The organism is Geodermatophilus sp. URMC 62 (assembly GCF_052931475.1).
In genome coordinates, this window is the sequence record NZ_JBRFHY010000001.1 from 5426564 (window position 1) to 5445985 (window position 19422).

The 19422-nt window shown below is 77.2% G+C and carries 19 protein-coding genes and 1 riboswitch; of the genes, 6 read left to right on the forward strand and 13 right to left on the reverse strand.

Annotated features, from left to right (window positions below; translation table 11 throughout):
* Positions 1-19 precede the first annotated feature (19 nt).
* Complete coding sequence (locus ACU616_RS26005; protein WP_446761283.1) at positions 20-901, forward strand: SDR family oxidoreductase; 882 nt, start codon at positions 20-22, stop codon at positions 899-901.
* A 139-nt stretch (positions 902-1040) separates the two neighbouring features.
* On the opposite strand, the gene ACU616_RS26010 is transcribed toward ACU616_RS26005, so the two are convergent.
* A complete protein-coding gene (locus ACU616_RS26010) occupies positions 1041-1529 on the reverse strand; it encodes a polyadenylate-specific 3'-exoribonuclease AS (protein WP_446761284.1) in 489 nt (162 codons plus the stop codon).
* 94 nt (positions 1530-1623) lie between these two features.
* Entirely contained in the window at positions 1624-2388 is a 765-nt protein-coding gene (locus tag ACU616_RS26015) for a lysophospholipid acyltransferase family protein (RefSeq protein WP_446761285.1), read from the reverse strand.
* Between the two features lie 168 nt (positions 2389-2556).
* On the opposite strand from ACU616_RS26015, the gene ACU616_RS26020 reads away from it, so the two are divergent.
* Positions 2557-3252, forward strand: a complete 696-nt coding sequence (locus ACU616_RS26020; protein WP_446761286.1) for a hypothetical protein — start codon at positions 2557-2559, stop codon at positions 3250-3252.
* A 50-nt stretch (positions 3253-3302) separates the two neighbouring features.
* Here ACU616_RS26020 and ACU616_RS26025 read toward each other — a convergent pair whose 3' ends face one another.
* The 4 genes from ACU616_RS26025 to ACU616_RS26040 are packed head-to-tail and all read right to left on the reverse strand — an operon-like array spanning position 3303 to position 6280.
* Entirely contained in the window at positions 3303-4301 is a 999-nt protein-coding gene (locus ACU616_RS26025; protein WP_446761287.1) for an ROK family glucokinase, read from the reverse strand.
* The gene (locus ACU616_RS26030) at positions 4302-4688 is read right to left on the reverse strand and encodes a hypothetical protein (RefSeq protein WP_446761288.1); all 387 of its coding nucleotides are present in this window, start codon (positions 4686-4688) and stop codon (positions 4302-4304) included. It abuts the gene before it with no gap.
* On the reverse strand, positions 4685-5842 hold the full coding sequence (locus ACU616_RS26035) for an ion transporter (protein ID WP_446761289.1): 1158 nt from the start codon (positions 5840-5842) through the stop codon (positions 4685-4687). Before ACU616_RS26035 ends, ACU616_RS26030 begins: the two co-directional genes overlap by 4 nt.
* A gap of 6 nt (positions 5843-5848) precedes the next feature.
* Positions 5849-6280: an SRPBCC family protein gene (locus ACU616_RS26040; RefSeq protein WP_446761290.1), complete on the reverse strand. Its 432-nt coding sequence runs from the start codon at positions 6278-6280 to the stop codon at positions 5849-5851.
* A 150-nt stretch (positions 6281-6430) separates the two neighbouring features.
* Between ACU616_RS26040 and ACU616_RS26045 the strand changes: the two genes are divergently transcribed.
* Positions 6431-8221, forward strand: a complete 1791-nt coding sequence (locus ACU616_RS26045) for an AMP-dependent synthetase/ligase (protein ID WP_446761291.1) — start codon at positions 6431-6433, stop codon at positions 8219-8221.
* On the opposite strand, the gene ACU616_RS26050 is transcribed toward ACU616_RS26045, so the two are convergent.
* The 5 genes from ACU616_RS26050 to ACU616_RS26070 form a co-directional block, all read right to left on the reverse strand.
* A complete protein-coding gene (locus tag ACU616_RS26050) occupies positions 8212-9360 on the reverse strand; it encodes a glycosyltransferase family 4 protein (RefSeq protein ID WP_446761292.1) in 1149 nt (382 codons plus the stop codon). The two genes, ACU616_RS26045 and ACU616_RS26050, sit on opposite strands and share 10 nt — an antisense overlap.
* Positions 9357-10637: a M48 family metalloprotease gene (locus ACU616_RS26055; protein WP_446761293.1), complete on the reverse strand. Its 1281-nt coding sequence runs from the start codon at positions 10635-10637 to the stop codon at positions 9357-9359. The genes ACU616_RS26050 and ACU616_RS26055 overlap by 4 nt, the downstream gene beginning before the upstream one ends.
* Before the next feature lie 192 nt (positions 10638-10829).
* Complete coding sequence (locus ACU616_RS26060; protein WP_446761294.1) at positions 10830-11903, reverse strand: NlpC/P60 family protein; 1074 nt, start codon at positions 11901-11903, stop codon at positions 10830-10832.
* Between the two features lie 142 nt (positions 11904-12045).
* Positions 12046-12210: riboswitch (cyclic di-AMP (ydaO/yuaA leader) on the reverse strand.
* A gap of 217 nt (positions 12211-12427) precedes the next feature.
* The gene (locus ACU616_RS26065) at positions 12428-12718 is read right to left on the reverse strand and encodes a hypothetical protein (RefSeq protein WP_446761295.1); all 291 of its coding nucleotides are present in this window, start codon (positions 12716-12718) and stop codon (positions 12428-12430) included.
* Positions 12719-12828: 110 nt separating this feature from the next.
* The gene (locus ACU616_RS26070) at positions 12829-14583 is read right to left on the reverse strand and encodes an NlpC/P60 family protein (RefSeq protein WP_446761296.1); all 1755 of its coding nucleotides are present in this window, start codon (positions 14581-14583) and stop codon (positions 12829-12831) included.
* Positions 14584-14746: 163 nt separating this feature from the next.
* Here ACU616_RS26070 and ACU616_RS26075 point away from each other — a divergent pair, with 163 nt between their 5' ends.
* From ACU616_RS26075 to ACU616_RS26085, 3 genes are all read left to right on the forward strand, one after another.
* Positions 14747-16639: a DEDD exonuclease domain-containing protein gene (locus ACU616_RS26075; protein WP_446761297.1), complete on the forward strand. Its 1893-nt coding sequence runs from the start codon at positions 14747-14749 to the stop codon at positions 16637-16639.
* On the forward strand, positions 16636-16923 hold the full coding sequence (locus ACU616_RS26080) for an Lrp/AsnC family transcriptional regulator (protein WP_446761298.1): 288 nt from the start codon (positions 16636-16638) through the stop codon (positions 16921-16923). The genes ACU616_RS26075 and ACU616_RS26080 overlap by 4 nt, the downstream gene beginning before the upstream one ends.
* A gap of 99 nt (positions 16924-17022) precedes the next feature.
* Entirely contained in the window at positions 17023-17937 is a 915-nt protein-coding gene (locus tag ACU616_RS26085) for an IS982 family transposase (RefSeq protein ID WP_446761299.1), read from the forward strand.
* 18 nt (positions 17938-17955) lie between these two features.
* On the opposite strand, the gene trpD is transcribed toward ACU616_RS26085, so the two are convergent.
* Both trpD and ACU616_RS26095 read right to left on the reverse strand, forming a co-directional pair.
* On the reverse strand, positions 17956-19011 hold the full coding sequence (gene trpD, locus ACU616_RS26090; protein WP_446761300.1) for an anthranilate phosphoribosyltransferase: 1056 nt from the start codon (positions 19009-19011) through the stop codon (positions 17956-17958).
* The gene (locus ACU616_RS26095) at positions 19008-19421 is read right to left on the reverse strand and encodes a hypothetical protein (RefSeq protein ID WP_446761301.1); all 414 of its coding nucleotides are present in this window, start codon (positions 19419-19421) and stop codon (positions 19008-19010) included. The genes trpD and ACU616_RS26095 overlap by 4 nt, the downstream gene beginning before the upstream one ends.
* Between the last annotated feature and the right edge of the window lies 1 nt (position 19422).

Below are 19422 nucleotides of genomic sequence, written 5' to 3' on the forward strand. Positions count from 1 at the left end.
AACGCGTCGCGTGCACCGGGTGATCGCCGTCACGGGGGCCACCGGCGTGCTGGGGCGCAGGGTGGCCGAGCGGGTGGCCGGCGCGGGGGCCGACGTCGACCTGCGGCTGGTGGTGCGCGACGCCGGCCGCGCCCGGTTCCTCCCCGGCTCGGAGGTCGTGGAGAACCCCGGCGGCTACCGCGACCGGGCCGGCCTGGCCGCGGCGCTGGACGGCGTGCACACGCTCTACCTCGTCTCCGCGGCCGAGGCCGAGGACCGCGTGCAGCAGCACCTCACCGCCGTCTCCGCCGCCGCGGACGCCGGGGTGTCGCGGATCGTCTACACCTCCTTCACCGGCGCCGCCGACGACGCCGTCTTCACCCTGGCCCGCCACCACGCGGCCACCGAGCGGGCGATCGCGGCCACCGGCGCCCGGTGGACCGCCCTGCGACACGGCATGTACGCCGACTTCGTGCCCTTCCTCGCCACCGTCGAGGACGGCCGCGCGGTGATCGCCGCCCCGGCCGGCGACGGACGGGCGTCCTTCGTCTCCCGCGACGACCTGGCCGACGTCGCCGCCGCCGTCCTGCTCGACGACTCCGGCGACCTCGACGGACGGGCGCTGGACGTCACCGGCCCCGCGGCGCTGTCCCTGACCGAGGCCGCCGCCGTCCTCACCGAGGTCACCGGGCTGCCGGCCCAGTACCGGCAGCAGAGCGTCGAGGAGGCGTGGGCCACCCGCCGCCCGTCCGGGCACCCCGACTGGGAGGTCGAGGGCTGGGTGAGCAGCTACCTGGCCATCGCCGCCGGCGAGATGGCGGCCGTGACCGACGCGGTGCCGCGGCTGACCGGGCACCGCGCCCGCACGGTGGCCGAGCACCTCCGGGCGCACCCGGAGGACTGGGCGCCGCTGGTCGGCTGATCCCCCTCGGGGGAGGGCGTCGCGCCGTCCCGCCCGGCGGCTCCGCCGGGCCGATCCGTGCCGTGCCGGTCCGATCGGGCCCGGGGAGTCCGCAGACAACCGGTGCAGCCACGATCCGGAGGCCGTCCGGGACCGCCGCTCAGCGGTCCCGGACGGCCTCCATCACCCGCCACCGCGCGAGGTTGTACCGCGCGTCGACCAGCGCGTCGTGCGTGCCCGCCGGCTTGGGCGGCAGCCCGGGCCGGCCGACGTCGTCCCACCGCTGCCGCAGCTCACGGGTGAACCGGGGCACCGCCCGGGGCAGCGCGGTCATCGGCCCCCACAGCTGGGCCAGCGCCACGTGGTCGTAGGCGGCGAACCACGCCCACAGCTCCACCTCCTCGCCGGGACCGGTGAGGAAGGCCAGCAGGTCGTCGCGGATGCGCTGCCGGCTGCGCCACGCCCGGTCGGCCGGCGGCGGCAGCTGGTCGAGCACGTTGCGGCGCACCCACGGGATGGCCCGCCGCTCGTCGAACTCGGTGCTGACCGCGTAGAACTCCCGGCCGGTCTCGTCGACGACGCCGATGGAGACGAGGTCGATCGTCGTACCGTCCTCGATGAACTCGGTGTCGTAGAAGTACCGCCGCACGCGGCCCACCGTAGGTGCCTCGTGACGTGCTGGAACGGCCCCCTGCAGGGTCCCGCACCGAGCTCGCGAGGAACGAGGAGGACGGGGCCCTTCCTCAGCCGGCCAGTGACTCCGGGGGACGGCGGTCCCCGGCCTCGTCGGCCGGGGGCTGCAGCCGGCCGACGACGTCGGCGGCGCTGGCCCCGGTGGCGTCCATGGTCTTCTTCACCGTCGCGCCGTAGACGTCGACGTACTCCTGGCCCGACAGCGTCATGATCTCGTACATGATCTCGTCGGTGATCGACCGCTCGACGTAGCGGTCCCCGGCCAGGCCCTCGTAGCGGGAGAAGTCGAGCGGCTCGCCGAAGCGCACCGAGACCCGGAACAGCCGGCGCCCGAGCGGCCCGCGGCGCGGGGTGTAGGTCATCGCCAGCGGGACGACCGGGACGCCGGTCTCCAGCGCCATCCGCGCCACGCCGGTCTTCCCGCGGAACAGCCGGCCGTCCGGCGAGCGCGTGCCCTCCGGGTAGATGCCCAGCAGCCGGCCCTGGCGCAGCATCTCGATGCCGGTGCGGATGGCGCCCTCGGCGGCGGTGGCGCTGGAGCGGTCGATCGGCACCTGCCCGGCGCCGGTGAAGAAGGCCCGCCGCAGGAGGCCCGTGACGCCGGTCCCGGTGAAGTACTCGGCCTTGGCGAGGAAGGTGACCCGGCGCCGCAGCGACAGCGGCATGAAGACCCAGTCGGCCGCCGACAGGTGGTTGCCCGCGAGGATCGCCGCGCCGGTCGCCGGCACGTGCTCACGGCCCTCCGCCCGGGGCCGGAAGACCAGCTTCGCGACCGGGCCGATCGCCACGTACTTGAGGAACCAGTAGAACAACACGCCTCCCTGTGGAACTGCCAGACTAGGGAGCCGGGTGCCCAGCCGACAATCGGACCCGGGCGCGTTTCCCCAGCCCGCCGGGCGGCACCGCCGCCGGACGCCGAGGAGGACCACCGTGGCTGGAGACCGGCCGACCGGGCGGCGGCTGCCCGCCACCGGGACGCGTTCGTGACCGGCCCGCGGCGCGGCCGGGGCCGCCGCGACAACGGCCTGGACGCCGCGCTGTGGTCACCGCTGCGCGACGTCGACCCCCGGGTGGGCGAGCACCTGCTCGACGTGCTGCGCGAGGCCGGGATCGCCGCCTACCTGGAGCCGGCCGCCGACGTCGAGCCCTACACCCGCAGCGTGTCCCTCCCCAGCCCGCCGGCCGACCGGCTCTTCGTCGACCGGGCGCGGGTGGGCGAGGGCCGGTCCCTGGTCGACCGGCACGCCGACGAGCACGCCCCGGCCGAGGCGGTGCGCGGCCCGGCGGCCGAGCGGCGCACCGTCCGCCGGGACCTCGACGAGGACGCCGAGTGGGCGCGCATCGTCGCGGCGTACGAGGCCGAGCACGGACGCACCGTCGTCGAGACGCCGACACCGGCCCCCGCCGCGGCCGCGGCGCCGGAGGAGGAACCGGCCGGCGAGGAGCACTACGAGCCCCCGCCACCGCCCCCGGTGCCGCTGCCCTCCCCCTCGACGCTGTACGCGGTCCTGCTCGCCGCCGCCGGCGCGGTGCTGGTCGGCGCGCCGGGGGTCCTGGGCCTGACGACCGACACGGGCCTGGTGCTCGGCGTCGCCGCCCTGGTGGGCAGCGCGGGGCTGTTCCTCTCGCGGATGCGCGAGCGGTCCACCGACGACGGCGACGACGGCGCCGTCGTCTGATGTGAGGACCGTTCCCGGCCGCGCTCCCCGGCCGGCCGAGGGCGCCTGCGTCAGCTGCCGTCGCGCCCGGCGCAGGCCGCGGCGCGCGCCAGGTCCGCGGCGCCGACCAGGCCGGCCTGGGCCCCGAGCACGGCACCCACGACCCGCGGGCCCGGCCGGAAGCCCCGGCCGGGCAGCGCCCGGTCGAGGCGCTCGCGCGCGGGCCGCAGCACCATCTCCCCCAGCACGCTGACCCCGCCCCCGATGACCACGACGTCGGGGTCGAGGACCGCGGCCAGGTCGGCGATGCCCTGCCCGAGCCACTCCCCGACGTCGCTGACCAGGCTCAGCGCGACCGGGTCGCCCTCGGCCGCGGCCCGGGCGACGTCCTCACCGGTGAGGCGGGCGGCGTCGCCGTCGACCCGGTCGAGCAGCCGGGCCGCCGCGGCCGGTGACCGGGTGGCCACCTCGCGGGCGGTGGTGGCGAGGGCGCTGCCGCTGGCGTACTGCTCCCAGCAGCCGCGGTTGCCGCACGGGCACAGCCGGCCGTCGGGGACCACGCGCATGTGGCCCCACTCCCCCGCGACGCCGTGCGCGCCGCGCTGCAGCCGCCCACCGGCCACGATGCCGCCACCGATCCCCGTGCCGAGCGTGACGCACAGCGCGAGCTCGGCACCGCGGGCCGCGCCGAAGCGGTACTCGGCCCAGGCCGCGGCGTCGGCGTCGTTGCCCACCCATACCGGCCGCTGCAGCCGCGTGACGAGGTCGCGCCGCAGCGAGCTGTGCCGCCACGCCAGGTGGGGGCTGAACAGCACGACGTCCCCGGTGCGGTCGAACCACCCCGCCGCGCCGACGCCCACCGCGGCCATCGGCCCGCCGTGCCCGTCGGCGAGCTCGGCCACCACCTCGGCGATGGCGGCCTCGGTCTCGACCACCGAGGTGGTCGGGGTGGACCGGCGGGCGGTGGCGAGCACGGTGCCGTCGGGCGCGACGACGCCACCGGCCACCTTGGTCCCGCCGATGTCGACCCCGAGGGCGGGCAGCCCGGCGGGGTCGCTACCGGTGGCCACTCAGCCGATCTCGATGTGCTGGACGGGCGCGGCCGGCGGCGCCGCGGCCGGGGTGTCGGCACCCGGACCGCGGTCCTGACCGGCGTCCGGCCCCGTCGGCGCCCCCGGTCCCGGGTCCGGTTCCGCGTCGGCGACGGCCCGCAGCGCGGCAGCGGCGGTCGTGAGGACGTCGGCCAGTGCCGCGGACACCTCCGGCCGGCGGGCCACGACGGCCAGCTGGCAGACCGGGCACCAGCGGCAGTCGCCGCCGGGCACGTGGCCGCCCTGCCCGGCGCCGCTCCCCTCGCGGGCCTCGGTCCGCACCTCGGCCCAGGCCTCGGTCCAGGTCTGCCCCAGACCGGCCACGAGCCGCCGCGCCTGGTCGAGCCAGTCGGTTCCCTCGCTCACCGCGTCCTCCCCTCGGCCGCCAGCAGGTCGGCCGGCCACAGCTGCGGGTCCGCCGCGAACCCCACGTCCAGTCGCGCCGCGGCGGTACCCGGGTCGGCGAGGCTGCCCGAGGTCACCACGCACCGGCGCAGCAGCGGGTCCAGGCGGATCGAGCGGCGGGTGCCGGCCGCGGTCACCACCAGGTCGTCCGCCCAGCGGGTCAGCGCCACCTCCGCCCGCTCGGCGAAGGGCAGCGGCAGGGCCAGCCGCCAGCCGCCGTCGACGCGCTCGGGCGCCAGGGACGCGGCGGTCCCGGCCGGGCCGGGCAGGTCCTCCAGCAGCGCGGCCAGCGCGTCGGCGTCCTCGGGGGCCCGCGCCGACTCGGGCACCGTCCGCAGCGGGGCGACGCCGGCGAGCGCGTCCAGCGCCGCCTCCTGGTCAGCGGCCCGCGCAGCCCACCACGGCCCGGCCCCGCCCCCGGGGAGGACGCGGGCCAGGACGCCGACGGGGCGCTGGCCGTGCACGGCGAGCGCCGTCGTCGCGGTGCGCACGGCCGTGACGGCGGCCGGCCGCGGCGGGGCCACCAGCCAGACGGCGGTCCGCGCGGGGTCGGTCAGGGTCAGTCGGTCCAGCAGCGCCTCCAGCGCCGACACCGCGCCGAGGGCGACGTCGGCCGCGCCGCGGCGCAGCGTGCCGGCACGGACGGCGGCGGACCGGACGGCGCCCAGCACCCGCACCCGGGTGGGCACCGCCTGCTCCAGCCACCAGCGCAGCGCGCCGGGCAGAGCGACCAGCCCCGCCGCCGCCTCCAGTGGCCCGGCGTCGAGGACGACGAGGTCGGCCGGGCTCCCGCCCCCGGCGACGCGGCCGAGGGCCGCGAGCAGCGCGAGCTCACCGGCGCCGGGCACCGGCACCACCGACGTGGCCGGCGGCAGGACGAGGTCGGGGACGGCGGCCGCGAGCTCGGCGGCCCAGCCGGCCCACAGCGCCTCCAGCCCGTCCTGCGGACCGGGCCGGACGACGTCGAGGCCCGGCTGCGCCGCCGTCCCGGACGGCGGGTCCTGCCGGGTGACGAGCACGGCGCGGCGCCCGGCGCGGGCGGCGCGCACGGCGGCGGCCGCGGCGAGGGTCGTGGTGCCGGCTCCGCCGGGACCGGTGAACAGCAGGATCGGCACGCCGGCTCAGCCCTCGACGCGCTTCTTGAGCTCCTTGAGCGCGGTGTCGAGGACGACCTTCTCCGCCCGGCGCTTGAGCAGCCCGATCATCGGGATCGCCATGTCGACGGTCAGCCGGTAGGTCACCTCGGTGCCACCGCCGGCCTCGCGCAGCGTGTAGGAGCCGTCCTGGCGCTTCATCAGCCTGCTGCTGACCAGGGTCCAGGAGACCTGCCGGTCGTCGTCCCACGTGTAGTCGAGGACGTAGTCGTCGCTGAGGACGGTGGCGTCGATGACGAAGCGCACCCGCCGGGCCCGCCCCTCGGGGCCGGTCTCGAGCACCTCGACGGTCTTGGCCGCCTGCACCCACTGCGGATAGGCCGGGAAGTCGGCGATCACCGCCATGACGTCGGTCGGCGGAGCCGAGACGACGATCGACTGGGTGGACTGCTCGGCCATGCGGAGAGGCTAACCGCTGCCCGTCGGGCCGCAGGTCCGCCCGTTCGGTCGCTACTCGCCGGTAGGGACGCCCCGGTAGATTCGGCGGGACGTGTCCCGCACGGACCGGCGGCACCGGCGCCCCGGCCGAGCGGGGAGGAAGGACGAGGCGTGCGCGAGTACAGCGTCCCCGCGATCACCGAGGTGGCCCCCGGCCAGGCACTCACCGACATGCTGGCCGACAACGTCGCCGAGCACGGCGACGAGGTCGGTCTGCGCGTCCAGCGCGACGGCCGGTGGGAGGACGTCACGTGGCGGGAGTTCGGCGAGCAGGTCGCCGGCGTCGCCAAGGGGCTCGTCGCGGCCGGTGTGCAGGCCGGTGACCGGGTCGCCCTGCAGGCCAAGACCCGCTACGAGTGGCCCGTCCTCGACTTCGCCATCTGGACCGCCGGCGCGGTCACCGTCCCCGTCTACGAGACCTCCAGCCCCGACCAGGTCGCCTGGATCCTCGCCGACTCCGGCGCCACGGCCGCGGTCGTGGAGCGGGCCGAGCACGCCGCCGCCGTCGACTCGGTGCGCGACCAGGCCCCCGACCTCGGCCCGCTCTACGTCATCGAGGACGACGCGGTCGGCACGCTCACCGCCGCCGGCGCCGACGTGCCCGACAGCGAGCTCGCCGCCCGGCGGGCGACGCTCGGCGCCGACAGCCTGGCCACGCTCATCTACACCTCCGGCACCACCGGCCGGCCCAAGGGCTGCGAGCTGACCCACGGCAACTTCCTGTTCGAGATCGACAACGGGATCACCCTGCTCGACCGCTACCTCGGGGAGGACGGCTCGCTGCTGCTGTTCATCCCGCTGGCGCACGTGCTCGCCCGCGTCCTGCAGGTCGGCGCGGTCCGGACCCGCACCGTCACCGGCCACACCCCGGACGTGAAGAACCTGCTGGAGGACCTCGGCGCGTTCCGGCCGACGTTCGTCCTCGCCGTCCCGCGGGTGTTCGAGAAGGTCTACAACTCCGCGAAGGCCAGGGCCGACGCCGAGGGCAAGGGGAGGATCTTCGACCGGGCCGCCCAGGTGGCCGTCGACTGGTCCCGCGCCCAGGACACCGGCGGACCCGGCCTGGCCCTGCGCGCACAGCACGCGCTGTTCGACCGGCTCGTCTACGGCCGGCTGCGGGCCGCGCTCGGCGGGCGGTGCGCCGGCGCGATCTCCGGCGGCGCGCCGCTCGGCGAGCGGCTGGGCCACTTCTTCCGGGGTGTCGGCGTCACCGTGTTCGAGGGCTACGGCCTCACCGAGACCACGGCGGCCGCGTCGGTCAACCACGACGGCGCCCTGCGCATCGGCACCGTCGGCCGCCCGCTGCCCGGCGTCGCCGCCCGCATCGCCGACGACGGCGAGATCCTGCTGCGCGGCGGCGTCGTCATGCGCGGCTACTGGGCCAACGCGCAGGCCACCGCCGAGGCCGTCGACGGCGAGGGCTGGTTCCACACCGGAGACCTCGGCGAGATCGACACCGACGGCTTCATCCGGATCACCGGGCGCAAGAAGGAGATCCTGGTGACCGCCGGCGGCAAGAACGTCGCCCCCGCCGTCCTGGAGGACCGGCTGCGCGCGCACCGGCTGGTCAGCCAGTGCATCGTCGTCGGCGACCAGCGGCCCTTCATCGCGGCGCTGGTCACGCTCGACGCCGAGGCCCTGCCGCAGTGGCTGGAGGCCACGGGCAGGCCGGCCGACACGCCCGTCGCCGAGCTGGTCGACGACCCGGGCCTGCACGCCGAGCTGGACGCCGCCGTCGCCGAGGCCAACAAGGCCGTCTCCCACGCCGAGGCGATCAAGAAGTACCGGGTGCTGACCCAGGACTTCACCGAGGACAACGGGATGCTCACCCCGAGCCTGAAGCTCAAGCGCTCGGTGGTCGTGAAGGAGTTCGACGCCGAGATCGAGGCGCTCTACCGGTAGGGCCCCTCACCGTCGAGCAGGTCGGCGAAGGTGGCGGCGATCGTCGTCCAGGACCAGCGCTGCTCCACCCACGCCCGCCCGGCGGCGCCCATCGCCCGCGCCCGCGCCGGGTCGTCGAGGAGAGCGGTGACCGCGGCGGCCACCGTCACCGGGGAGCGCGGCTCGGCCACGACCGTCCCGGTCACGCCGTCGCGCACCGCCTCCGGGGCGCCGCCGGAGGTGCCGCCGACGACCGGCAGCCCGCACGCCGCCGCCTCCAGGTAGACCATCCCCAGCCCCTCGACGTCCAGGCCGCCGCGGCGGGTGCGGCAGGGCATCGCGAACACGTCGCCGGCGGCGTAGTGCTCGGGCAGCTGCGGGGGCGCGACCGGTCCGGTGAGCACCACGGAGCCGTGCAGGCCGCGCCCGGTCACCGTCCGGCGCAGCCGCGCCTCGTCCGGGCCGCCGCCCACCAGCAGCAGCCGCGCACCCGGGTGCCGGGCCAGGACCGCCGGCCAGGCCGCGACCAGCACGTCCTGGCCCTTGCGGGGCACCAGCCGCGACACGCACACCACCACCGGCCCGTCCCCCAGCCCGTACCGCCGGCGCACCGCGGTCCCGTCGGCGGCCGGGGTGAACCGGTCGACGTCGACCCCCGGCGAGAGCTGCGCGAGCCGCGTCCGCCCGCCCAGCGCCGGCTCCAGGCGGCTGCGGGTGTACTCGCTGATGTAGGTCAGCACGTCGAGACCGCCGGCGATGCGGCGCAGCAGCTGCCGCGCCCCGGGCAGCGCCACCCAGCCGGTCTCGTGGCCGTGCGTGGCGCCCACCAGGTGCCGCACCCCCGCGGCGCGCAGCGCCGGCGCGAGCAGTCCCAGGGGGGCGGCCGCGCCGAAGAAGGCGGTGTCGCAGCCGTGCTCGGCGGCCAGCGCGGCGGCCGCGCGCGCGGTGGCGCGGGTGGGCAGCAGCACTGCGGTGGGCCGGCGGACGACGCGGTAGGGCAGCCGCGCGTCGTGGGCCTCCCAGCCCGGCGAGCGGGAGGCGAGCACGACCAGCGAGTCGGGCGGCCGGCGCTCCAGCAGCGCGGCGACGAAGGTCTGGATGCCGCCCTGCCGCGGCGGGAGGTCGTTGGTGACGACGAGGGTGCGCCGGGGGCCGCTCACCGCTCGCCCAGCCGCAGCCAGTCCTCGGCCAGGGCGATCCGCTGCGCCGCCGTCGGGTGCGAGCCGAAGAACCACTGCCACGGCGCCGGCGGGCTCGGGTCGGACACGTTGGTCTCGGCCAGCCGGCGCTGCATCTCGATGAACGCCGCGGCGTCGCCGGTCAGGTCGAGGGCGTGCAGGTCGGCGCGCGCCTCCACGTGCCGGGAGACGAGGTTCTGCACCGGGGTGGCCACGAACGAGCCGAGGGCCGCGAGCAGCAGGACCAGCGGCACGACGCGCGGGTCGCCCGCGGAGTCGGCCCCGGCCCGCCGCAGCAGCGGCGGCCAGGCGAGCAGCCAGCCGAGCAGGGCGACGGCCGCGGCCGCGCCGAGTGCGCCCGTCAGCGTGCCGGTGAGGACGTCGTCGGTGGCGACGTGCCCGAGCTCGTGGGCGACGATCGACTCGATCTCGTCGTCGGGGACGTCGGCCAGCAGCGTGTCGTAGAGGACGACGCGGCGGGTCGAGCCGAAGCCGGAGACGTAGGCGTTGAGGGACGTCGTCCGCCGGGAGGCGTCGGCGACCAGCACGTCCTCGACCGGCGTCCCGCTCTCCTCGGCCAGCTCCAGCAGGTCGGTGCGCAGCTGGCCGGCCGGCAGCGGGTGGAAGCTGTTGAACGCCGGCTCGATCACCACGGGGTAGAGGAAGGAGCCGGCCACCACGAGACCGGCCGCCCCGGCCGCCGTCCACGCCCACCAGGTGCGCGGTGCCCGCCGGGCCAGCGCGACCAGCACCAGCAGGGCCAGCGCGGTGAGGCCGGCGTCGATGGCGGTGGAGACGGCGACGTCGCGCAGCCACAGCGGCCACGAGCGGGTGGAGAGCCCGTAGCGGTGCCGCACCACCTCGCCGTAGGCCGACACGGGCAGCGTGGCCAGCCGTCCGACCACGACGAGGACCACCGTGCCGAGCAGCGTCTGCCACGGCCAGCGTCCGCCGAGGGGCCGCGTGACCGCCGTCACCAGCCGGCTGCCCAGTCGGGTGAGGCCCAGCAGGACCGAGACGCCCAGCCCGAGCAGCAGGCCCGCCAGCGAGGCGGGGCGGATCTCGGCGGCCAGGGCCTGGGCCCGGCGGACGACGTCGGCGGGCAGCCCCGCGTCGGCGCTGACCGGCGTCGCGCCGCCGGGCGGCTGCGGCAGGAGCGTCCACGGCGTGCGGACGACGATGACGACCACGAGGGCGGCCCCGAGCACGGCCGCGACCAGCAGGGCGGCGCGAGCGCCTCCCCGGCCCGCCGCGCTCACCCGGCCGATCCTAGGTGGCCGCGCGCGTCCGGCCGGGGACGCCCCGGCCGACGGCTGGGCCGCGAGCGCCACGGACGGTCCGGGACACGGCGAGGGCCGGGGACCCGCAGGTCCCCGGCCCTCGCCGCCTGCCCAGCGGTCCCCTCGAGGACACCGCCGTCGGCGCCGTCCGCGGGGTAGCGAGGTCCTCGCTCAGGCGATGCGCCGCATGGTGGTGATGCCGCCCATGGAGTCGACCGGCACGACCTTCACCGGCTCGCTGGAGGTCGAGGCGTGCACCATCTGGCCGTTGCCGATGTACATCGACACGTGGCTGACCGGGCTGAAGTAGAAGATCAGGTCACCGGGCTGCAGCTGCGACCGCGAGACGGCGGTGCCCATCCGCGACTGCATGCTGCTCGAGTGCGGCAGGCTGATCCCCGCCGCGGCGTACGCGTACTGGGTCAGACCCGAGCAGTCGAAGGCGTCCGGACCGCCGGCGCCCCAGACGTAGGCGTCGCCCACCTGGGCCAGCGCCGTCCGCACCGCCGCCTGGGCCGCGCCGCTGCCGCCACCGGCCGGGGCCGGGGCGGGTGCCGCCGCGGCCGGGGCCACCGGGGCGCCGTCGCCCACCGTGCCGCCCGCCGTGGGAGCCTGCTGTGCCGCGGGGGCCGGCTGCGCGGCGGCCTGCTGGGCGGCGAGGGCCGCCTGGGCGGCGGCGGCCGCCTCCCGCTCCGCGGCGGTGAGCGCGGCCACCTGGGCCTGGTAGTCGGCGACGTCGTCCCGGAGCTGCGTCTCCTGGGCGGTCAGGCCGTCCAGGGTCTGCTGCGCGGCGGCCTCGGCGGCCTCGGCGTCGCCCTGGGCCCGGTCGGCCGCGGCGGCGGCGTCGCCCACCTCGCTCAGCACGTCGGTGGTGTGACCGGCGATCCGGTCGAGCACGGCCAGCCGGCTGACGAAGTCCTCGGCCGACCGGCTGGTCATCAGCAGGTCGAGCTCGGGCATCGTGTCGCCGCCGGTGTAGGCGCTGCGGGCCACCTGGCGGATCTGCCCGTCGAGGGAGTCGAGCCGGGCCTGCGCATCGGCGACGGCCCGGTCGGCCTCCTCGGCGGCGGACCGCTGCTGGGCGAGCACCTCGCGGGCCTCGTTGACCTGCTCGGAGACGACCTCGAGCCGGTGGCCGGCGTCGGCGGCCAGCTGGGCGGCCTGCGCCGACGTGGTCGCCTGCTCGGGATCGGCCGTCGCGGTGCCGGGGAGGAGGGCCAGCGTCAGGCTGGCGGTGGTGCCCACGAGCGCGGTCCGGCCGAGGCGGCGGACCAGCGGGGGGCGGTGCGGACCGGCGGTGTGACCGGCGGTGGCGCGGCGGGCGGTGGACTGTGGACGCGCATGCCCCAGGGCAGGGCGGGGGGTCGCCACGGGCGGCGGCTCTCCGTTCTTCCTCAGCAACCGCCTACCGAGTTAGCTGACGGGTTCGGGCCGGGAAGACGTGCCCTATCCCCCGCGCGCCGGTGTCCGGCGCGCGCGAGAACTCACCCCAGTGCTGCGGTGGGTCCCCGGTTCACCCGACGCACACCCCGAGGGACGGCGTCCGGCGATTCGGCGGTGCCCGGCCGAGGCCACCTCGCATCGGGTGACGACCACCCGGCCGGACGGGGCCACCGTACGGACGTGATGCAGTTGTGACAAACGCGGGTCCTGTTGCCTGTGAGAACTCGCACTGTGAGGAAGGACGCCACTCCCGGTGCGTCGTCCTCGGCGGCGTCCCACCCCGTCCGCCCTGGTCGGCCGGGTGTCAGCCGGCTGTCGGCGGGGTGTCAGCCGGTGCGCCGCCGCGGGGCCGGCCGGTGACGCAGCGGAGGCACGAGTCCGCCCTCGGCGAGCGCCCGGACGGCGCGCCGCTCGACGTCGTCGAGCTCCACCACCACGCCCGGCCGCGGCAGCACGACCTCGTCGGCGCCCGACGCCCGCGCGGCCGGGACGGGAGGCACCGGCAGCAGCACGGGCTCGGTGCCCCGCTCCCCCGGTGGCGCGCCCAGCAGGGCGGTGACGACGCAGTCGGCGCAGCCGGCGCCGCGGGCGGTGCACGAGTCGCAGTCGATGAGCATGGCCGTGTCCCTCCGGTGTCCCGGCCGCGCCGCCCGGTGCCGGGCCGCGGTCGGGACGGTCTCCCTGTCGGTTGCCGCGGACGCTAGGGACGGCCACCGACAGTCCCGGCTCAGCTGCCCGCGTACTCCCAGTGCCAGGGCTCCTCGCGGCCGTTGCCGGGGTCGGCCCACGTCGGGTGCAGCCAGCCGAACCGGCCGGCGTTGGCGACCATCCAGGCGTACTGCGGGGTGCCGAAGGCCTCCACACCCCCGCACAGGTCGACCGCCAGCCCCCAGCCGTGGTTGCTCGTGCCCGGCACGGCCGCGAGTGCGGGCTTCTCCCCGTACAGGCGGACCTGCGCGGCGTAGGTGCGGTAGGAGTCGGTGGTGCACAGCGGGTCGCCGAAGGCCTCGGTGAACGCCGCGCTCATCGCCCGCCAGGCCGCGGCCGCGTCGCAGCGCAGCGCGTGGCCGGCCACGCCCAGCGGGCACAGGGCGCTCGGCGGGATCAGCCCGTTGGGGTAGCCGCCCCAGGCGCGTGCGCCGTCGACCGTCGGCGGGTGCACGGGGTTGCCGCACTCGACGCGCAGCGCGCCCCCGGTCGGCCCGGGCGCCGGGTCCCCCGGCTGCGGCCCCAGGCTCGGGCGACCGACGCGCAGCACCTGGTCGGCGGGCAGCCGCCGGACGACGACGGCACCGGCCCGGCCGTCGGCGGCCAGCATCGTCTGCCGGTCCAGGGCGATGCCGACGTGGCCGAGGCCGGCCTCGGGGGTGCCGAGGAACACCAGGTCCCCGGGCAGGACGTCGGCGGGGTCGACCGGCGTGGTGACGGCGTAGAGCCCGGCCTGGTCGGCGGGCAGGTCGACGCCCGCGGCGCCGTAGGCCGCGGACACCAGGGAGCCGCAGTCCCAGGAGTCCGGGCCGGCCGTCCCGGGGGCGTAGGGCCTGCCGAGCGCCGCCATCGCCGTGCTGACCGCCGTGACGGTCTCCGCGGGGAGCACCAGCAGCGACGTCGGCTGGCGGGGCAGCAGCGCGGCGCCGCGCTGCACCCCGCCGCCGGCCGCGCCCACCGGCGCCAGCCCGGCCGGCAGGCCGGCCGCCGGGTCGAGCAGGGCCGCGGCCGGCGGCGACCGCAGCCCCGCCGCGTCGAGCTCCCCGAGGTGGGCCCGCCAGTTGAGCGCCGTCCGCGCGTTGACGTCGACCTGCTGCTGCTGGAGCTGCGCCAGCTGCCGGTCGACCTCGGCCAGGGCGGCGTCGAGCTCGCCGGTGACCGCGGCCGCGGCCGCCTCGAGCTCCCCCACCTCCGCGGACAGCCGGTCGGCCCGGTCCTGCGCGTCGGCCAGCGTGACGTCGGCGGCCGCCCGCCGGGCCAGCGCGGCCTGCCGCTGCGCTTCGGCCGCACCGACGACCTCGGCGGTGTGCGCGTCGACCGCCTCGAGGTAGCCGAGCGCCGTGGGGACGTCGCCGGGGTCGCCACCGGCGAGCAGGACGGTGAGGGGGGTGAGCGCACCGCCGTCGCGGTAGACCGCGGAGGCGTACTCCGCGACCACCGTCCGGAGGCGGGCCAGCTCGTCCTCGGCGGCGTCCACGGCGGCCTGCGCGGCCGCGACCGCGGCCTGCGCCCCGGTGAGCGCCTGCCGCGCCCCGGCCACCTCGGCCTGCCGCCGCTGCAGGTCGGCCTGCACCTCGGCGGCGCGCTGCTGCAGCCGGTCGAGCGCCTCGCTGTCGAGCACCCCGCTGGTGCTCCCGGGCTGGTCGCTGGGCGCAGCCGCGGCCGGCCCCGCCGGCGCCACGACGAGCAGCACGACGAACGGCACCGCGGGCACCGGGGCGGCCACCGCGAGCGCCGCCCGCCGGAGGACGCGTCGCCGGGAGCGGGCGCGCATCGGACCTCCTCGTCCTGCCCGGACCACCGCGGCCCGTCGCGGGATCGTCCACCACCACCACCGGCTCCCGCCAGCGATCCGGAGCCCTCTCCCCCTCCCGGACGAGGAGCGGTCCCGGGCGTTGCGTCCCACGACTGTCCGACCCCCGGCCTACCGTCCCGCCGTGCCCCTTCCCAGCGCCCGTCCCGGCGGCACCGGGTCCCGGCTCCCCCGTCACGAGCAGGCCTCCGCGCACCCCGGCCAGGAGCCCACCCGCCCCCACCAGGCCACCATCGACGAGCTGGGGACGCCGCTGGCCGCGGTCACGTTCGTCGTCGTCGACCTCGAGACGACCGGCGGCTCGCCCAAGGACTGCGCGATCACCGAGATCGGTGCGGTGAAGGTGCGCGGCGGTGAGGTGCTCGGGGAGTTCCAGACGCTGGTCGACCCCGGCTGCGAGGTGCCGCCCTACATCAGCGTGCTCACCGGCATCACCACCGCGATGGTCGCCGCCGCCCCGCGGATCGGCGCGGTGCTGCCGGCCTTCCTGGAGTTCGCCCGCGGCGCGGTGCTGGTGGCGCACAACGCGCCGTTCGACCTCGGCTTCCTCCGGGCCGCCTGCGCCCAGACCGGCACCGCCTGGCCCGCGGCCGCCTCCGTCGACACCGCCGTCCTCGCCCGTCGGCTGCTCTCCCGCGACGAGGTGCCCAACTGCAAGCTGGCCACCCTGGCGCCGTTCTTCTCCGCCGCCACCGCGCCCTGCCACCGGGCGCTGGACGACGCCCGCGCGACCGTCGACGTCCTGCACGGCCTGTTCGAGCGGCTCGGCCCCCTCGGGGTCACCTCGCTCGAGGAGCTCACCGGCCTGACCCGCCAGGTCGACCCTGAGCGCCGGCGCAAACGGCACCTCGCCGAGCACGTCCCCCCCGGCCCCGGCGTCTACGTCTTCCGCGGCCCGCGCGACGAGCCGCTCTACGTCGGGACGTCCAACGACCTGCGCACCCGGGTGCGCAGCTACTTCTCCTCCAGCGAGCAGCGCAGCCGGATGACCGAGATGGTCGCGCTCGCCGAGCGGGTCGACGCCCTCCCCTGCGCGCACGACCTCGAGGCCGCCGTCCGGGAGCTGCGGCTCATCGCCGAGCACAAGCCGCGCTACAACCGGCGCTCGCGGTTCCCCGAGCGCGCGCTGTGGCTGCGGCTGACCGACGAGCCCTTCCCGCGACTGTCGGCCGTGCGGCGCGTGCGCCCCGGCGCCGGCGTGTTCCTCGGCCCGTTCGCCGACCGGCGGGCCGCCGACGCGGCCGCCGCCGCCATCCACGAGTCGCTGCCGCTGCGGCAGTGCACCTCCCGGCTCTCGCCGCGCGTGCTCACGGCCGCGTGCGCGCTCGCGGGCATGGGCCGCTGCGGCGCTCCCTGCACCGGGGCACAGTCGGTCGAGGAGTACGCCGCGATCGCCGCGGTGCTGCGCGCGGCGGTGGCCGGCGACCCGCAGGCGCTGGTCTCCCCGCTGCTCGACCGCGTCGACCGGCTGGCCGGCGAGGAGCGCTTCGAGGACGCCGCGGTGCTGCGCGACCGGGTCGCCGTCCTGGTGCGCGCCGTGCGCCGGCGGCAGCGCCTGGAGTCCCTGGCCGCCGTCCCCGAGCTGGTGCTGGCCCGGCCCGACGGCGACGGCGGGTGGCACCTGTCGATCGTGCGGCGCGGCCGGCTGGTGGCCGCGGGCGGCGCCGCCCGCGGGGCCTCGGTCCGCGACGCGCTGGCCGGCCTGCGCGCCACCGCCGAGACGCCGACCGGTCCCGACGGCGAGCTGGCCGCCTCGGTCGACGAGACGGAGCTGGTGCTGCGGTGGATGGAGAAGCCGGGCAGCCGGCTGGTCGAGGTCCACGGCACGCTGGCCTGCGCCGCGCCCGGCACCGGGGGCCTCAGCGGGTTCCTCGCCCGCGTGGAGGCCGGCCGGGCGCTGCGCGACCCGTTCGCCGACGGCCGGCAGCTGGGCACCCGGGCGCGGCCCGAGCGGGTGGCGGCCGGGGCGCCGACCGTGGGCGGCCCCGACCCGGCGCCGCTAGCATCCCGGGCGTGATCACCGCCATCGTGATGATCGACGCGGCCACCGACGCGATCGGCGAGGTGGCGCAGGCGATCGCCGACCTCGAAGGGGTGAGCGAGGTGTACTCCGTCGCCGGTGACGCCGACCTCGTCGCCGTCGTGCGGGTCCGCGAGTTCGAGCAGATCGCCGAGGTGATCGCCGGCCGGATCAACAAGGTGTCCGGCGTCCTCGACACCGACACCCACATCGCCTTCCGCGCCTACTCGCGGCACGACCTCGAGGCGGCCTTCTCCCTGGGCCTGGAGAACGCCGACTAGATGACTGATTCCAAGGGGTTCGGGCTGAAACCGGTGTGATCACGGGCGAGGGTGTTCAGGCTTGGCGTTGCTAACCCAACGTCGAGCCGGGAGGCCCTCGTGGACGCCGACCTGGACACCCTCGCCACGGCACTGTATGCCCGCACCGATGACCTGCTGAAGGCCGCGCCGCAGCGGCTCCCGTGGCGCCCGGCGGTGGGCATCGCTCCCCGGCTCAGCGATGCCGAGCTGGTGACCCTGGCGGTGTTGCAGGCGCTGCTGGGGTTCACCAGCGAGGCCCGCTGGCTGCGGTTCGCCGGCCAGCAGCTGCGCCCGCTGTTTCCCTACCTGCCGCACCAGCCCGGCTACAACAAGCGGCTGCGCCGCCTCGCCGGCACCGTGATCTGGCTGATCCGGGCCCTGGCGACCGACACCAGCCTGTGGGCCGATGACGTGTGGGTCATCGACTCCACGCCGATCGAATGCGCCCGCTCCCGGGAAGCGGTCCGCCGCTCGGAGCTGGCCGGCTGGGCCGAGTACGGCTACTGCGCCAGCCACACCCGCTACTTCTGGGGGCTGCGGCTGCACCTGATCGCCACCCTGCACGGACTGCCGGTCGCCTTCGCCCTCTCCGGCGCCACAGCCGACGAACGCCAGGTGCTGCTCGACCTGCTCGGCGCCGACCCCGCCCTCCTCGCCGGCCATGCCGGACAGATCCTCATCACCGACAAGCACTACTACGGCCGCCGCTTCGAAGCCGAGCTGGCCGACGCCGGGCTGAGGCTGCTGCGCCGCCCCCGCCGCGGAGAACCCGACCGGCCCGGCGCATCGGTGTTCAAACCGCTGCGCCAGACCATCGAGTCGGTCTTCGACACCCTCAAAGGCCAGCTCGACCTCGAACTGCACGGCGGCCACACCCCAGCCGGCGTCCTGATCCGGGTGCTGCAGCGCCTGCTGGCCCTGACCGCGGTCATCTGGCACAACGACCACACCGGCCAATCCGTCCGCAGATCGCTACTCGCCTACGACCACTGACCCCTTGGAATCAGTCATCTAGCGGCCGGCCGCCGCCCGGCTGACCGTCACCCAGCGCTCGAGCAGCGCGGCCGCCCGGCCGTCGTCGACGGCCGCGGCCGCCCGCTGCACCCCCGCCGCCAGGGACGCCGTGAGCTCACCGCCCCGTTCGTCGAAGGCGGTCAGCGCCGCGCCGGCGTTGAGCAGCACCGCGTCGCGCACCGCTCCCCGCTCACCGCCCACCACCCGCCGGAAGACGTCGGCGTTGTGCGCCGGGTCCCCGCCCCGCAGCGCGTCCGGGCCGGCCGGGGCGATGCCGAGGTCGGCGGGGTCGACCACGCCCGGGGTCACCGCGCCGTCGCGGGCCACCCACACCCGCGACGTCGTCGCGGTGGTGAGCTCGTCGAGGCCGTCGTCGCCGCGGAAGACCAGGGCCCGGGCGCCGCGGGCGGCGACGACCTCGGCGAGGACGGGGGCCATGCGGACGTCGGCGCAGCCGATCGCGGCGGCCACCGGGCGGGCCGGGTTGGTCAACGGCCCGAGGAAGTTGAACACCGTGCCGATGCCCATCTCCCGCCGCGGCGCGGCGGTGTGCCGGAAGCCCGGGTGGAAGACCGGCGCGAAGAAGAAGCCGATCCCGGCCTCCTGCACGCAGCGGGCCACGGCCGGCGCCGGGAGGTCGATGACGACGCCGAGGGCCTCCAGGACGTCGGCGGCCCCCGAGGACGACGACGCCGCACGGTTGCCGTGCTTGGCGACGGGGGCGCCCGCGGCCGCGGTCACGACGGCGGCCATCGTGGAGATGTTGACCGTGTGCGCGCCGTCCCCTCCGGTACCCACGATGTCGACCGTGGCGACCGGCAGGTCCACCGGCGTCGCCCGCTCCAGCATGGTGGCGGCCAGGCCGGCGACCTCCGCCGGCGCCTCGCCCTTGGCCCGCAGCGCGACGGCGAAGGCGGCCACCTGCGCCGGGGTGGCCTCCCCGGTCATCACCTCGCGCATGGCCCAGGCGGTGTCGCCGGCGTCGAGGTCCTCACCGGCCAGCAGGCGCGTCAGCAGCCCGGGCCACGTGGGCCCGGGAGAGCGGCCGCTCACCGCGAGACGGGTCGCCGGGCCGCCCGGTCGCGCAGCAGCCCGGCGACGACCTGCGGTGCGGTCAGGGGGTCGATGGGCAGGGCCAGCGTGCCGTCGGCGCGCGACCAGTGCGCCAGCCACCGGTCGGGCTGGCGGGCGATGAGGACGCAGATCGCCGGGCGGTCGGCCACCTCGACGACGAGCTGCCGCGAGAGCGCCAGGCCGCCGGTGGGCTGGGCCTCGCCGTCGAGGACGCAGAGGTCCACGCCGCCGCCGTCCACGGTGTCGACGACATCCTCGCCGGTCGCGCACTCCACCCAGGTGAGCGGCCCGACGTCGGGTGCCGGACGGCGGCCGACGGCGGTGCGGACGGCCTCGCGGACCTCGGGCCGGGAGCTGTAGACCAGGACGGTGGCCGGCGCGTCGCTCACC

Coding starts and splice junctions, on each gene's coding strand:
- ACU616_RS26040 (WP_446761290.1), bottom strand. CDS start 6,280: ATGGCCGAGCAGTCCACCCAGTCGATCGTCGTCTCGGCTCCGCCGACC.
- ACU616_RS26065 (WP_446761295.1), bottom strand. CDS start 12,718: ATGCTCATCGACTGCGACTCGTGCACCGCCCGCGGCGCCGGCTGCGCC.
- ACU616_RS26070 (WP_446761296.1), bottom strand. CDS start 14,583: ATGCGCGCCCGCTCCCGGCGACGCGTCCTCCGGCGGGCGGCGCTCGCG.